The organism is Streptomyces caeruleatus, from assembly GCF_001514235.1.
Classification (GTDB): domain Bacteria; phylum Actinomycetota; class Actinomycetes; order Streptomycetales; family Streptomycetaceae; genus Streptomyces; species Streptomyces caeruleatus.
This window is the reverse complement of the sequence record NZ_KQ948939.1, coordinates 54209-67008: the sequence shown is the minus strand read 5'-3', so window position 1 is coordinate 67008 and position 12800 is coordinate 54209. Positions and strand designations below refer to the sequence as shown.

The following is a 12800-nucleotide window of genomic DNA, read 5'->3' as shown; positions in this document are numbered from 1 at the left end:
TTGACGCACAGCACTCGAAATGACCGGTATGCCGGGGTATTTGTCGACAACGAGAAGGGCCCCGCAGCCGTCTGCGGGGCCCTCTTCGTCAAGCTGGGTGAATTACCCGGGGTTGTGCTGCCTCAGTCGGACAGCCGCGCACCCGTGGAGGTCGAGAACACGTGGGTCTCGCCCGAACGCGGGACGATGTACAGCGTGCTGCCCTTCTCCGGCACGGCACGGCCGCTGACGCGGACGACGAGGTCCTTGGAGTCGTCGCCGCCGACCTTGGCGGTGCCGTAGACGTACGCGTCGGCGCCGAGCTCCTCCACCACGTTGACGGTGACGGCGAGGCCCTGGCCCGAGTCGGAGCCGGCCACGTCGAAGTGCTCGGGGCGGACACCCACGGTGACCGTCTTGTCGGTGGCGGCGGAGAGCGCGTCACGGTCGACGGGGACGACCGCGTTACCGAACTTCACGCCGCCGTCGGTGATCGGCACCTCGACCAGGTTCATGGCGGGGGAGCCGATGAAGCCGGCGACGAAGAGGTTGGCCGGGCGGTCGTACATGTTGCGCGGGGTGTCGACCTGCTGGAGCAGACCGTCCTTGAGGACCGCCACGCGGTCGCCCATCGTCATGGCCTCGACCTGGTCGTGGGTGACGTAGACGGTGGTGATGCCGAGGCGGCGCTGCAGCGACGCGATCTGCGTACGGGTCGAGACACGGAGCTTGGCGTCCAGGTTGGACAGCGGCTCGTCCATGAGGAAGACCTGCGGCTCACGCACGATGGCGCGGCCCATGGCGACACGCTGGCGCTGACCACCGGAGAGCGCCTTCGGCTTGCGGCCGAGGTAGTCGGTGAGGTCGAGGATCTTCGCCGCGTCCTCGACCTTCTGCTTGATCTCGGCCTTCGGCACGCCGGCGATCTTGAGCGCGAAGCCCATGTTGTCGGCGACGGTCATGTGCGGGTACAGCGCGTAGTTCTGGAACACCATGGCGATGTCCCGGTCCTTCGGCGGCAGGTGCGTGACGTCGCGGTCACCGATGCGGATGGCGCCGCCGTTGACGTCCTCGAGCCCCGCCAGCATGCGGAGCGAGGTGGACTTGCCGCAGCCGGACGGGCCGACGAGGACGAGGAACTCTCCGTCCTCGATGTGGATGTCGAGCGCGTCCACGGCGGGCTTCTCGGTGCCCGGGTAGATCCGGGTCGCCTTGTCGAACGAGACAGTGGCCATGATGAATGGGCCCCCTTCTACCGGCAGGAACGTGCCGGACGATCCGTTGTAGGAAGGTGGTTGGTTTAGTCCACATGTGCGGACTGGATCTGGACGGTACCTGGCGTTCGCCTCTATGTCAGTACCTGGAGGCATGTGAACTTCGCGGAAATTTTCGACGGGGCCCCCTCGGAACCTGGGTACACTGCACGGGCGCGTGCGTGACAGCGCGTGCAGGCCTCCTTAGCTCAGCTGGTCCAGAGCGGCTGTCTTGTAAACAGCAGGTCGTCGGTTCGAATCCGACAGGGGGCTCCAAAACAGGCGGGGCGGTTGTCGACGACAACCGCCCCGCGGTTCGTTTTTCATTCCTTCTTTTCATTCGTCCGCACCCCCATGTCCCCGTTGGGACACGGGACATGTGCCGGTATGGAATAGCGTCGCTACTGCTAGTGTCTGTTCAGTCACAGTAGGCAATCAGCCTCAATGTACATGTAATGAAATCCGAGGGTTCCATGCGCAAGCTTCACCAGGTCATGATCGTCGCGGCGGCGGCCGGCAGCCTGTCCGCCATCGGTGCCGGTACCGGTGTCGCGTACGGGAGCGGGCCGACCGTGTCCGACCTGTACCGCCCGTACCAGGAGTGCAGCCCGCAGACGGTCGGCGAGGCCGACATCCCGATCGCCGTGCTCGGCCTTTCCGAGACCTTCGACACCACCTGCGGCCAGTTCAACAACGCCTTCACCGGCTGAGGTCGGCGGCTTGGTCGTGCGCGACGCCTTCCGCGGGCCCCTTCGGGGTCACCCCCGAGGGGGCCCGTTCATGTGCGGCTGCCCGGAGCGCGAGGTTGCTCCCTCGGCCCGTATGCGTTCGCTGCGGTCCTGAACTCCGGCGCGCCGATGAGCGGTTGGTCCCCCGCGGATCAGTCACCCTCAGGTCGGTCCTTCACTGCGTAAGCGAAAAGGCCCCCGATGCCCCGGACATGGACCGGGTGCAGGGGCCTGTCTCTCCGACACCCCCAGGGCCCGGCGCTGCCGGTTCGCGGTGTATTGCGCCCGGGCAACCCCCCGCAAAAGGAGACGCAACACATGTTCAACGGAAAGAAGATCGCGGCCGTCGCCGGGCTTCTCGGCGGCCTTGCCATGACCTGTCTCGGTGCCGGCCAGGCGCACGCCGCCGCGAGCCCGGGCGTCTGCGCGCTCGACGCGCAGGGCAACATCGTCTGCACCCAGCAGCTGCAGGGGCAGACGCCCGAGGGTGACGGGTTCACGGTCCGCCGGTCGATGAACTGCCAGCCGACGAAGCCCTTGACGCTGCCCACCCCGGGCCTGCTGGCCAGCGGGCAGACGCGGATCGGCCCGCACATCACCTGCTCCGACCTGACGCCCGCACCCGCGGCCGCGGCCGACAACAACGACACGAGCGACGCCAGCCCGTTGCTGGCCCGCCTCCTGGGCTGAGCCCCTCAAACAGCGGATGGCCGCACCGGGTTGACCGGTGCGGCCATCCGCTGTCTCGTGCCCGCACGGCGGTCGGCGGGTGACCCGACACGACACAGATAAGGGTCAAAGATCCCAAATTGCTACGGATTACGTGTATATGCTCACACTAAGTAGTCAACCAGGGCTTCGTGCCCGGGAAGAAAGGGTCAGATTATGCGCAGGTTTCAGCGCGTTGCGGTCGTAGCCGCGGCCGTCGCAGGGCTGTCCGGCTTCGGTGTCGGTGCCGGTGCCGCTTTCGCTCACGAGGGCGACTTCGACGGTCAGGTCGTCTCCGCGGTGGCCACCTCGACGGCGAACGCCGTGGCCAACTGGGGTGCGCCGACCGACAAGGCGCACGCGGCTCCGGAGGCGGCTCCCGCCGCTGCTCCGCAGGTCGCGCCGGAGGCCGCTCCCAAGGCCGCCGCGCCGGAGTACGGATACGGCGAGTACAGCGCTCCGTCGTACACCACCCCGTCGTACACCGCTCAGTAAGAAGAAAGACGCCGAGGGTCCGATGCGCGGGTTTCAGGGCACTGTGATTTCGTCGTGACCGCCGCGGGGCGGGTGGCTGCCAACTCCACGCCACCGCCGGCCCACTAGGCCATCGCCGCGAAGCGTCACGACAGGCGCATCGATATCCGTCGGAACACCGTTATGCATATCGCGCGGTCTGAACGCCCAGCTCCTGGATCAGACCGAGCTGTTTTCAACGGTGTGCTGGACAACACCCTTAGCAAATGCAGCCCGGCCGCGCAGCAGACCCGTCAGGGTGCGCGGCCGGGCTGCCGCAGTTCCGTCGTACTCGACCTTTGCAAAGGAACGCCGTACATGAACGGTCGACAGAAGATCGCAACCGTCTCGGGGCTCCTCGGAGCTCTAGCCGTGATCTACAGCGGCGCCGCGCCGGCGTACGCCGACGATCCCAAGGGCGCCTGCTCGTTCACCGCCCAGGGAGACATCGTCTGCGTCAAGAAGAGCGAGGTCGTCCACAAGGACAAGCGCAACGGCTACGTCCTCAAGCAGAGCCAGGACTGCTCGACGGTCGAGCGGCCGCGAGTCGTCGGCCCCCGGGACCAGATGCTGAACGACGGGTCCGTGCATTCCGGGCCGACTGTGGAGTGCAACAACACGGCGAAGCTGCCCAAGGGCATCAAGATTCCCAAGTTCGACTTCTGAGGCGCGTGAGCGGCCGATGCCGGACCGGGAGTGATCCTGGTCCGGCATTCGCTTTCCCGGCCTCCGGACGGCGCTTCCCGGGGCGGGGCGGACTGCAAAAAGCCCGGTGCCCCGGCCGGAAGGCCGGGGCACCGGGAAAGGAAGCGGTCTACGTCACTTGCCGAAGGCGCTGTTGCTGCAGCCCATCTCCGAGCCGAGCCCGGTCTCCTGCGCGCCCGGGCTGCCCTCGCCGTTCAGCAGGTTGCCGCCCAGGCCGTTGGCGATACCGACCTGGCCGAGGATGTCGACGTTGGCGTCGTGCGACCGGCAGTTGCTGCTCTGGAGGACGTCGACGTTCGTGCCCTTCTGGCCCCAGCCACCTCCGTCGGCGTGGGCGGCGCCGGAGGTCAGGAGGCCGACGCTCCCGAGAGCGGCGACCAGGACGGCGGCCTTGCGGAGCTTGTACATGTTCTTCTCCGGTGGAGTGAAGTGGGTTGCGATCCATTTCGGACCGACTTCGAACAGTTACGGAGGCTAATAGGAAGTAATGCGGAGCAATGGGCGGCGCGCCGAATTCTGGAAATTCTCACCATCTTGGCCGATGGCCCGGAAATTAATCCCTCGGCGAGGAATCGCGGGGCAAAGGCGTGTCGCAAAAAGGAGTCCCGGCACCGGGCCTGGGGCTCGGTACCGGGACTGTTTCCCGCTTCGGCCGGCTGCGCGGCCGTCAGTGCCTAGAAGGCGCTGTTGTTGCAGCCCATCGACGAGCCGAGGTGGGTGTCCTGCGCGCCCGGGTCGCCCTCGCCGTTGAGCGCGCTGCCCAGCAGGCCGTTGAGGACGCCGACCTGGCCGAGGACGTCGACGTTCAGGTCGTGCGACTTGCAGTTGGAGCTCTGCAGGACGCTGAACTTGCCCCCGTCCTTGCCGCCGTGGCCGTCGGCGGTGGCCGTGCCGGCGCCCAGGAGTCCGATGGTGCCGACGGCGACGACCATGACGGCAGCCTTGCGAACCTTGTGCATGTTCTTCTCCGGTGGAGTGAGGTGGGTGCGATCTGTAGAAGATCGACTTCGTACAGTTACGGAAGATTAATACGAAGTATCCCGATATGTCCCGGAGGCACGCCGAAGTTCGCACTTCATACCGGAAGCACCCAAAAGCCGCATCGAGTAACCGTGAGGAGATGAGGTTCGGATCTCCTCCGGGCGTCGTCGCCGGCGCGTCTAGCGGGCGTGGGCCAGGGAGTTCGCCTGGCTGTTGGCCTGGTCGCAGTCGATGCCGCGGGTCTCGGAGGCGGCCAGTACGGCGACCGGGACAGCCGCGTTGACCAGCGACTGCGGGCTGCACTCCTGGTACGGGCGGAACAGGTTGGCCTGCTCGATCGGGCCGGACGGCGCCGCGGCCGGCTGCTGGTTGACCTGCGGGCTGATCTTCGGGCTCAGTTGGGGGCTGACCTGCGGGCTGACGTCGGCGCCCCGCTGCGGGCCCGGGGCCGCCTGGCCGTGCGCGGTCGGCGAGTTGGAGGACTGCGCGGAAGCCTGCGAACTGCCCCACGAGGTGGCCTGGACGTCCGGCTGGCCGACGGGAGCCGGTGCCGTGCCGCCGTATCCGACGGGCGCGTCGGCGACGCTGGGTCCGGCGCCGATGGCCGACAGACCACTGGCTGCTGCTACGACGAGCGCGACCTGATGAAGCTTGCGCATGGAACCCCGGCCCTTCATTGACCTGTGCATGGAACATATGGAAATGCGGCTGCGATGCACCATCGCTCTGACCCTGGGGGGAACGAGAGAAGCGTCGGGCCGGTCACGTGCGCGAAGATGCCGTCACTCATTTGCCAGAGGGTGTTCATCAGAGCCTTTTATCGGATGGATGGCAATTGAGTGACGGAAATTTGGATCCCGTGACCTGCTCAGGGAAATGTCGTTGCCAGCTGAGAGAGGGCAGCGATCCGGAATCAGAGAGAGGCAACGGGATCCGCTGCCTGCTCCGGCGTGAAGTCCACATGACAGCTCAGGCATTACCCCTGTAAGGGCGCAGTACGAATATCAGACTGAGCGCACGCAAGACTGACTGAATACAACGGATTTCCCTGTACAGGTAATGAAGGGCCGAGGGTTCCATGCGCAAGCTTCACAAGGCCGCGCTCGTCGTAGCGGCGGCCGGCGGTCTGACCGCCATCGGTGCCGGCGTAAGCGAGGCCGCCGACTATCCCGTCGGGTACAGCGGTGCCGCGCCGGCTCCCGCTCCCGAATATCCGGCACCTCAGTACGCTCCGGCGCCTCCTCCCCAGTACGCGGCGCCCCAGTACGCTCCGGCGCCTCCTCCTCAGTACGCGGCTCCTCAGTACGCTCCGGCGCCCCAGTACGCGCCGCCGCAGTACGCCCCGGCGCCCGCTCCCCAGTACGCGCCGCCGCAGCCCCAGGTCATGGCGTCGGCCCGTTCGACGGGTGCCGCGCAGGCCACGCGTCCGCAGCCGCAGCCCCAGCCGGCGCCGCACTACGCGCCCCCGGCGCCCGCCCCGCGCCAGGAGAGCGGTTACGCCTCCGCCTCGGCCTCGTCGGGCGGCTACGCGGAGGCCTCCGGTGCGCCGCACTCCGCGCCGGCCGCCGCGCCCCAGCCCGTCGCGCCGCAGGTCGTGCCGCAGGTCACCCCGCAGACGGCGCCGCAGGTGATGCCGCAGGTCGCTCCGCAGGTCTCCGCGCCGCAGGTCTTCAACCCGGAGCCCCCGCCGCGGGTCGCCCCGCAGGTGAACCCGCAGGTGAACCCCGAGGTGAACCCGCTGATCAACCCGCTGATCTCGCCGGCCAGCGCACCGCAGGTGCCCGGCCTCGGCCTGGGACAGGTCGCGGCGCCGCCCGTGGGCCAGTTGGGTCTGCCCCGACTCGGCTGACGGAGCGGGCCGTACGTGTCACGCCTCCCCGCTCGATCTCCCGCACACCCCATCTGCTCGACCAACGGAGAAGAAATGCGCAAGCTTCACAAGGTCGCCCTCGTGGGCGCCGTCCTCGGCAGCGTCGGCTCGTTCGGCGCCGGCACCGCCGCCGCCCACGGTGAGGCGATGGCCCACGACGTCGACATCACGCAGGGCATCGAGTGCCGTTCGCACGACATGAACATCGACATCCTCGGCAGCCTCGGCCTCGTCAACGGCGCGCTGGGCAACGCGCTCAACGGTGAGGGCTCCCCGGGTGCGCAGCCCAGCCACCTCGGCTCGGACATGGGCTGCAACAGCGGAGCGCTCAAGTAGACCGTAGGAAGTGTTCGGTTCAACGCCCGCTCCATCACGGGGCGGGCGTTTGGACTGCGAGCCGGAGAGACCGCATGAGACTGTCCTATGCCGACGAGATGCTGCTGCTCAACGGGTGTCCGGGTGTGATCGGCCTGGCGGTGGTCCTCTCCGGCGAGCAGCCCGACGTGGAGCAGGTGCGGGCCCGTGTCGCCGAGCGGTGGGCGGGCCTGGAGCGGATGAACTGCGTGCTCGACGGCCCCCGGGGCGACGGTACGGCGGTGCGGCGGGGGCTGTTCGGGCGGCGCGGGCGGATGCGGTGGGCGGTGCCGGGGCCGTTCGATCCCGGTGCGCATGTCGGCGTGGCGTCGGCCAAGTTGGACGACCTGTGGGCGCGGAGCGTGGACCGGCCGCTGACCGGCGGGCTGCCGCCCTGGCGGCTGCACGTGGTCCCGGACGCGGCGCACGGCGGTGACTTCGCGCTGGCGCTGGTGGCCCAGCACGCCTTGCTGGACGGGCGGTCCCTGGCGACGTTGATGCGCGCGCTGATGGACGGCCCCGCGGCCAGGGAGTCGGTGCGGTCGGCGCCGCCGCCGCGGGTCGGCCTGCGTGCGGCGGGCAGGGAGCTCATGACGCTGGCGGCCGCGGGACAGGCCCTTCCGATGCGGCCGCCCGGGGAGCCGTGCTCCTCGGTCGCGGTGCGCGAACTGCCCGCGCACATGGTCCGGTCCGCCCGCCGGCAGCCGGCCGACGGCCGGGGCGCGACGCTGAACGAGCTGCTGGTCGGCGCCGTGGCCGGGGCGGTGCGGGACCGGTACGGGCCGGTGCGGCAATGGCGACAGCGCGACGAACCGGTCTACACGGCCGTACCGTGCGATCTGCGCACCGGGGCAACCACGGGCGAACTCGGGAACACCCTCACGGTCGTCCGGGTTCCGCTGCCCGTCGACGTGGACGGGCCCGTGGCACGGCTGCGGGCCGGTCAGGCCGCGATGGCCGGTGTGCCCGAGCGGGCCGCCGCGCACGCCACCGTGTTGTTCCCGGCCGCAGAAGCGGTTCGCCGGACGGGGCCCTGGGTCACCGGGCTGCTGGCCGACCGCGGGCGGCACAACTGCTTCGCGGCGACCGCGACCACGGCCATGAAGTGGCCCGGCGGGGCAGGCACCTTCCAGGGCCGTCGGCTCGTGCGCACGGTCGGCCTGCCGCCCCTGCAGCACCCGGGCACGGTCAGCTTCGCCCTGGCACAGGCAGGGGACGCGTTCACGCTCACCGTGGTGTGCCACCTGCGCCCGAACGACGCGGAGCGGCTCGCCGACGCGGTCGTCACGGAGTTCGAGACATGGGCCGGGATGGCGACGCCGTCAGTGCCCTGACGGCACCAGGAGATGGAGGCAGTTGCATGGAAGCGGAACACGGCGACGTATGGGAAGCGCTGCGCCCGCTGTGCGCGCGGGTGATGTCGGTGCCGCCGGAGGCGGTGGTCCCGCAGGCTCGGCTGGTCGCCGACCTGGGCGCGGACAGCCTGGACATCACCGAACTGGAAGCGGCCTCGGAGGAGTTGTTCGGCGTCTGTCTGAGAGGGACCGACAAGGTCGGCGTGTCCACCGTGGGTGATGTCGCCGACCTCATCGTGCGGCTGCGTACCCCCGGCGCCCACAGCACCCTCGCCCGATGACCGGCCGACCCGCCGTCGCCGTCACCGGCCTCGGGGTTCGCTGCGCGGCCGGGGCGAGTCCCGAGGAGCTCTGGGAGAGTCTCGTGCGGTGCCGTTCCGCGACGGGGCTGCACGCCTTCGACGACGAGGGCACGGTCGTGTACCCGGCGTCCGCCATGACCGCCTTCGACCCGGCCGGCTCACTGGCGCCCAAGGAGATGCGCCGGATGGACCGTTCGGTGCAGCTGGCCGTGTGCGCCGCCGTGGACGCGGTGGCGGACGCCGGAGGACTGCACGTCGGTCCCGGCCGGCGGGCTGTGGTCACCGGCACCGGGTACGGCGGGGTGATCAGCCAGGAGAACGGCATCGGACAGCCCGACGTGCTCTACGCGCCCCGGCTGATGAACAACGCGGGCGCGTACTGGATCAGCGCCAGGCTCGGGATCACCGGGCCCAGCCTGACGGTCTCCACCGCCTGTGCCTCCGGTACGCATGCCGTGGGCGAGGCCATGCAGATGATCCGGGCGGGGTGCGCGGACGTGGTGGTGGCCGGGGGCCATGACAGTCCGCTGACCCCGACGACCGCGTTGGCGTTCGGGCGGGCCGGGGCGATGGTCACCGCGTGCGAGGATCCCGCTTCCGCGTCACGGCCGTTCGACGTCGGGCGGCAGGGGTTCGTCCTCGCCGAAGGGGCGGCGTTCCTGGTGCTGGAGCGGCTGGACCTCGCCCGCGCGCGGGGCGCCCGAGTCCACGCCACGCTCACCGGGTACGGGCGTACGTCCGACGCCTTCCACCTGACGGCACCGCACCCCGACGGGTCGGGGGCCCGGGCGTGCATGGAGCAGGCGCTCGCCGACGCCGGTTCGACCGCGGACGCCGTCACCCATGTCAACGCGCACGGCACCGGCACCGAGCTGAACGACCTCGCCGAGGCGCAGGCCATCAGCGCGCTGTTCGGCCCGCGCGCCGTGCCGGTCACCGCGCCCAAGGCCGTGACCGGGCACGGGCTGGGGCTGGCGGGGGCGCTGGAGGCCGTGATCACCGCGCTGTCCGTGCGGGAGGGGCTCGCGCCGCCGACCGCGCATCTCACCCGGCTGGATCCCCGGTGCGAGCTGGACATGGTCGTCGGGGAGCCGCGCAAGATCCCGGACGGGCCGGTGATCAGCAACAGCTTCGCCTTCGGCGGCCACAACGCCTGTGTCGTGTTCGACTCGCCCCACGGCTGTGGCACATGAGGCTGACGGCCATCGACGAAGGGCATCTGCGCAACGGGCTGCCGGGGACGATCGGTATCGCCGGGGTGTTCCCCGGCGAGCCGCTCGACCTGGAGCGGGTGCGGGCCCGGGTCCGTGAACGGTGGGGCGGGCTGGAGCGGATGAGCCTGGTCCTGCGGCCGCCCACCGGGTCGGGGGCGCTGTCGGGCCACCGCTGGGAGACCGCCCGGCCGTTCGACGCCGGCGCGCACATCACCACCACGGACCAGGATCTGCGGTCCCTGCTCGCCGACGGCGTGAGCCGGCTGCTGCCGCCCGAACGGCCGCTGTGGCGGCTGCTGGTCGCGGGCGACGCCCTCGTGCTGTTCGCGCATCACGCGCTGCTGGACGGCAGATCGCTGGAGACGGTCTTCCGGCTGCTGATGGACGACGCCGTACCGCCGCTGCCGCCGCGCGGGCCGGCCGCGGCGGACCCGACCGCGACCGTACGGCGGCGGCCGGCCGTCAGCGCGGCGGACGTGGGCCGGGAGTTGCGCCGGATCGGGGCGCTCGGACGGCCGCTGCCCACGGCTTCCCCCGACGAGGCGCGGCCGTCGGTCGCGGTCGTGGAGCTCGATCCGCAGGTGATGCGTACGGCACGCCGGCAGCCGGCCGACGGGCGGGGGGCGACTCTCAACGAGCTGCTGCTGAGTACGTACGCCGGTGCCCTGCGGGTCTGCCACGGGCCGCCGCGGGCCTGGCCGAAGGGATCGCACCCCTTCTACGCCACGGTCCCGGTCGACCTGCGGACCCGTCGCAGCGCGCAGCAGCTCGGCAACGGCGTCACCGTGCTGCGGATGCCGCTGCCCGTCGATCTGGAGTCCCCCGTGGCGCGGCTCGCGGCCTGCCAGGACCAGGTCGGGGGGTTCGGCCGGCGCTGCGACGCCCACCGCGCGATCCTTCCCGCGCTGCAGGGTGCCGCGCGTGCCGTGCCGTGGCTGGCCGGGGTGATGGCCCGGCGACTGGCCCGGCCCGAACTCACCACCAGCCTGTGCACCGCCTTCAAGTGGCGGGACCACCCCAGTCGTCTGCACGGCCGCCCCCTGGCCCGGGTCGTCCCCCTGCCGCAGCTGTCCCCTCCCGGCACGGCGAACCTCTGCCTCGTCCACACCGCCGACGCCTACACGCTCACGGTCGTCAGCCACGGGCGGGCCGGTGACGCCGAGCTGATCGGCGCGGCGGTCGTCCGGGAGCTCGAAGCGCTCGCGGCGTGCGACGGGCCGGCCGTGCGGGCCGGTCAGGGCTTGCGTACGTCGTGACTCAGGGTGCGGGCCGACTCCGGGCGGCACAGGACGTCCGTACTGTCGACGAACTGGTCCACCGCGCCGACGAGCGGCAGGTCCTTGAGGGCCGGGTCGGTGATGCGGGCGGTCAGGGCCGCGGCGAAGCGGTCGGCGCGCAGGACCTGGAAGGGTCTGGAGTGGTACGGGCGCGTGGCCGGGTCGACGCGGTCGGTCAGGCCGAGCTGGTTGTGCTGGTGCGCGACGATCTCGTACGCGTGGACGAGGTGACGTTCGCGGGTGTGCCAGTCCGTGGCGGCGAGCGCGGTCGTGAGCACGGGGGTGAGGCGGGGCCCGGCGGCCGTGCGGGCGAAGGCGGTGCCGAGCCATTTGCCGTACGGCGGGTAGCGGCGGTCCATCAGCAGGCACAGCCGCATCAGGTCGCGGGCCAGGCGGGCTGCGGTGACGGCCGAGCCCAGTTCGTCGCCGACCTCGCCGGCGCGGCCCACGAAGGCCTCCTCCTGCGCGACGCGCTGCCACTGGCAGGCCAGGACGTACAGCCAGACGTCGTGGGGGTACCAGCGCAGTGCCCGGCGTAACGGGGTCAGGGTGTGCAGACCGTCGTGGAACACGGCACCCGCGGTGACCTCGGCGAGCAGCTGACCGGGTACGGCCAGCCAGTCGGCCGGGGTGATGCCCTGCGCCGGGTCGAAGCCGAGGGTGTCGGTGAACCAGGTGGAGGTGCCGGTCACTTCGACGCGGTGGTGGACGGGGCCGTCGGTGAGCCGCATGACGCGGATGTCGCGGGACTCCCCGGTGGGCGCGAAGTTGGTCGGGTGGCCCAGGAACGTCTTCGGGAGGTGCTCGGCGAGCATGTGTGTGATCCGGGCCGCGTGCCGGGGCACGTCGTGGTGGTGCAGGAAGACCTGGAGCCGCGGGCCCCACTCGTGGTCGGCCGAGCGCGGGGTGTCGTAGCCGAGGACCTCGGATCCGCTGCCGATGCGGGCGGCGGAGTGGGGGACGCCCGGGGCGGCCTTCTCCAGCAGGGGGCGTACGGCGTCGGTGTAGAAGCGGCGGGAGAGTTCGAGGCCGGGGATGAAGTTCACGCTGTTGCCAGTTGGGGACAGTCACGCCTGCGGAAGGCCGCCGCCCAGCTGCGTCAGCGCCTCGTCCGTCAGGCGGTACACCGTCCACTCGTCCTGGGGGCGGGCGCCGAGTGCCTCGTAGAAGGCGATGGAGGGTGCGTTCCAGTTCAGGACGGACCACTCCAGGCGCTGGTAGCCGCGCTCGACGCACAGCCGGGCCAGTTCGGTGAGCAGGGCCTTGCCGTGGCCGGCGCCCCGGGCGGTGGGGCGGACGTAGAGGTCCTCCAGGTAGATGCCGTGGACGCCGCGCCAGGTGGAGAAGTTCAGGAACCAGATCGCACAGCCGACGGTCTCGCCGGTCGTGTCGTCGGCCGCGATGTGCGCGTAGGCGGCCGGGTGGTCGCCGAAGAGGGCCGTGTGGAGCTGCTCCTCGGTCGCCTTCGCCTCCTCCAGCGCCTTCTCGTACTCGGCGAGTTCTCGGACGAGGGTGTGGATGGCGGGGACGTCAGCGGGCGTGGCGGGTCGGATCATGGGCG

The 12800-nt window shown here is 70.6% G+C and carries 16 protein-coding genes and 1 tRNA gene; 11 read left to right on the top strand and 6 right to left on the bottom strand.

Annotated elements, in window-relative coordinates; translation table 11 throughout:
• Positions 1 to 122: 122 nt before the first annotated feature.
• Entirely contained in the window at positions 123 to 1214 is a 1092-nt protein-coding gene (locus tag AQJ67_RS36380; RefSeq protein ID WP_062723762.1) for an ABC transporter ATP-binding protein, read from the bottom strand.
• A 216-nt stretch (positions 1215 to 1430) separates the two neighbouring features.
• On the opposite strand from AQJ67_RS36380, the gene AQJ67_RS36375 reads away from it, so the two are divergent.
• The 5 genes from AQJ67_RS36375 to AQJ67_RS36355 all read left to right on the top strand — a co-directional run bounded on the left by AQJ67_RS36375 (position 1431) and on the right by AQJ67_RS36355 (position 3847).
• A tRNA-Thr gene (locus tag AQJ67_RS36375) sits at positions 1431 to 1508 on the top strand.
• A 197-nt stretch (positions 1509 to 1705) separates the two neighbouring features.
• Positions 1706 to 1942: a hypothetical protein gene (locus AQJ67_RS36370; RefSeq protein WP_062723761.1), complete on the top strand. Its 237-nt coding sequence runs from the start codon at positions 1706 to 1708 to the stop codon at positions 1940 to 1942.
• Positions 1943 to 2278: 336 nt separating this feature from the next.
• Positions 2279 to 2650, top strand: a complete 372-nt coding sequence (locus AQJ67_RS36365) for a hypothetical protein (protein WP_062723760.1) — start codon at positions 2279 to 2281, stop codon at positions 2648 to 2650.
• 195 nt (positions 2651 to 2845) lie between these two features.
• Positions 2846 to 3163 carry a hypothetical protein gene (locus AQJ67_RS36360; protein ID WP_062723759.1) on the top strand — a complete coding sequence of 106 codons (318 nt, stop codon included), beginning with the start codon at positions 2846 to 2848 and terminating at the stop codon, positions 3161 to 3163.
• A gap of 336 nt (positions 3164 to 3499) precedes the next feature.
• Positions 3500 to 3847, top strand: a complete 348-nt coding sequence (locus AQJ67_RS36355; protein ID WP_244190708.1) for a hypothetical protein — start codon at positions 3500 to 3502, stop codon at positions 3845 to 3847.
• 153 nt (positions 3848 to 4000) lie between these two features.
• Here AQJ67_RS36355 and AQJ67_RS36350 read toward each other — a convergent pair whose 3' ends face one another.
• From AQJ67_RS36350 to AQJ67_RS36340, 3 genes are all read right to left on the bottom strand, one after another.
• Positions 4001 to 4294 (bottom strand): hypothetical protein, encoded by a 294-nt coding sequence (locus tag AQJ67_RS36350; RefSeq protein WP_062723758.1) that lies wholly within the window; start codon positions 4292 to 4294, stop codon positions 4001 to 4003.
• A 266-nt stretch (positions 4295 to 4560) separates the two neighbouring features.
• On the bottom strand, positions 4561 to 4845 hold the full coding sequence (locus AQJ67_RS36345) for a hypothetical protein (protein WP_062723757.1): 285 nt from the start codon (positions 4843 to 4845) through the stop codon (positions 4561 to 4563).
• A 201-nt stretch (positions 4846 to 5046) separates the two neighbouring features.
• Complete coding sequence (locus AQJ67_RS36340; RefSeq protein WP_062723756.1) at positions 5047 to 5526, bottom strand: hypothetical protein; 480 nt, start codon at positions 5524 to 5526, stop codon at positions 5047 to 5049.
• 419 nt (positions 5527 to 5945) lie between these two features.
• Between AQJ67_RS36340 and AQJ67_RS36335 the strand changes: the two genes are divergently transcribed.
• The 6 genes from AQJ67_RS36335 to AQJ67_RS36310 all read left to right on the top strand — a co-directional run bounded on the left by AQJ67_RS36335 (position 5946) and on the right by AQJ67_RS36310 (position 11218).
• Positions 5946 to 6716, top strand: coding sequence for a hypothetical protein (locus tag AQJ67_RS36335; RefSeq protein ID WP_062723755.1), 771 nt, complete (start codon positions 5946 to 5948; stop codon positions 6714 to 6716).
• A 75-nt stretch (positions 6717 to 6791) separates the two neighbouring features.
• Positions 6792 to 7073, top strand: coding sequence for a hypothetical protein (locus AQJ67_RS36330; protein ID WP_062723754.1), 282 nt, complete (start codon positions 6792 to 6794; stop codon positions 7071 to 7073).
• 74 nt (positions 7074 to 7147) lie between these two features.
• A complete protein-coding gene (locus tag AQJ67_RS36325) occupies positions 7148 to 8425 on the top strand; it encodes a wax ester/triacylglycerol synthase domain-containing protein (RefSeq protein WP_062723753.1) in 1278 nt (425 codons plus the stop codon).
• A 26-nt stretch (positions 8426 to 8451) separates the two neighbouring features.
• Positions 8452 to 8727: a phosphopantetheine-binding protein gene (locus AQJ67_RS36320; RefSeq protein ID WP_062723752.1), complete on the top strand. Its 276-nt coding sequence runs from the start codon at positions 8452 to 8454 to the stop codon at positions 8725 to 8727.
• A complete protein-coding gene (locus tag AQJ67_RS36315; RefSeq protein ID WP_062723751.1) occupies positions 8724 to 9941 on the top strand; it encodes a beta-ketoacyl-[acyl-carrier-protein] synthase family protein in 1218 nt (405 codons plus the stop codon). The genes AQJ67_RS36320 and AQJ67_RS36315 overlap by 4 nt, the downstream gene beginning before the upstream one ends.
• The gene (locus AQJ67_RS36310) at positions 9938 to 11218 is read left to right on the top strand and encodes a wax ester/triacylglycerol synthase domain-containing protein (RefSeq protein WP_062723750.1); all 1281 of its coding nucleotides are present in this window, start codon (positions 9938 to 9940) and stop codon (positions 11216 to 11218) included. The genes AQJ67_RS36315 and AQJ67_RS36310 overlap by 4 nt, the downstream gene beginning before the upstream one ends.
• On the opposite strand, the gene AQJ67_RS36305 is transcribed toward AQJ67_RS36310, so the two are convergent.
• On the bottom strand, positions 11197 to 12285 hold the full coding sequence (locus AQJ67_RS36305) for a DUF4037 domain-containing protein (RefSeq protein ID WP_244190707.1): 1089 nt from the start codon (positions 12283 to 12285) through the stop codon (positions 11197 to 11199). The genes AQJ67_RS36310 and AQJ67_RS36305 overlap by 22 nt on opposite strands.
• A gap of 21 nt (positions 12286 to 12306) precedes the next feature.
• On the bottom strand, positions 12307 to 12795 hold the full coding sequence (locus tag AQJ67_RS36300; RefSeq protein WP_062723748.1) for a GNAT family N-acetyltransferase: 489 nt from the start codon (positions 12793 to 12795) through the stop codon (positions 12307 to 12309).
• Positions 12796 to 12800 lie beyond the last annotated feature (5 nt).

Bases quoted from the DNA above. Each gene is read 5' to 3' on its own strand.
- AQJ67_RS36380 (WP_062723762.1), bottom strand. From the start codon at position 1,214: ATGGCCACTGTCTCGTTCGACAAGGCGACCCGGATCTACCCGGGCACC.
- AQJ67_RS36370 (WP_062723761.1), top strand. From the start codon at position 1,706: ATGCGCAAGCTTCACCAGGTCATGATCGTCGCGGCGGCGGCCGGCAGC.
- AQJ67_RS36365 (WP_062723760.1), top strand. From the start codon at position 2,279: ATGTTCAACGGAAAGAAGATCGCGGCCGTCGCCGGGCTTCTCGGCGGC.
- AQJ67_RS36360 (WP_062723759.1), top strand. From the start codon at position 2,846: ATGCGCAGGTTTCAGCGCGTTGCGGTCGTAGCCGCGGCCGTCGCAGGG.
- AQJ67_RS36355 (WP_244190708.1), top strand. From the start codon at position 3,500: ATGAACGGTCGACAGAAGATCGCAACCGTCTCGGGGCTCCTCGGAGCT.
- AQJ67_RS36350 (WP_062723758.1), bottom strand. From the start codon at position 4,294: ATGTACAAGCTCCGCAAGGCCGCCGTCCTGGTCGCCGCTCTCGGGAGC.
- AQJ67_RS36345 (WP_062723757.1), bottom strand. From the start codon at position 4,845: ATGCACAAGGTTCGCAAGGCTGCCGTCATGGTCGTCGCCGTCGGCACC.
- AQJ67_RS36340 (WP_062723756.1), bottom strand. From the start codon at position 5,526: ATGCGCAAGCTTCATCAGGTCGCGCTCGTCGTAGCAGCAGCCAGTGGT.
- AQJ67_RS36335 (WP_062723755.1), top strand. From the start codon at position 5,946: ATGCGCAAGCTTCACAAGGCCGCGCTCGTCGTAGCGGCGGCCGGCGGT.
- AQJ67_RS36330 (WP_062723754.1), top strand. From the start codon at position 6,792: ATGCGCAAGCTTCACAAGGTCGCCCTCGTGGGCGCCGTCCTCGGCAGC.
- AQJ67_RS36325 (WP_062723753.1), top strand. From the start codon at position 7,148: ATGAGACTGTCCTATGCCGACGAGATGCTGCTGCTCAACGGGTGTCCG.
- AQJ67_RS36320 (WP_062723752.1), top strand. From the start codon at position 8,452: ATGGAAGCGGAACACGGCGACGTATGGGAAGCGCTGCGCCCGCTGTGC.
- AQJ67_RS36315 (WP_062723751.1), top strand. From the start codon at position 8,724: ATGACCGGCCGACCCGCCGTCGCCGTCACCGGCCTCGGGGTTCGCTGC.
- AQJ67_RS36310 (WP_062723750.1), top strand. From the start codon at position 9,938: ATGAGGCTGACGGCCATCGACGAAGGGCATCTGCGCAACGGGCTGCCG.
- AQJ67_RS36300 (WP_062723748.1), bottom strand. From the start codon at position 12,795: ATGATCCGACCCGCCACGCCCGCTGACGTCCCCGCCATCCACACCCTC.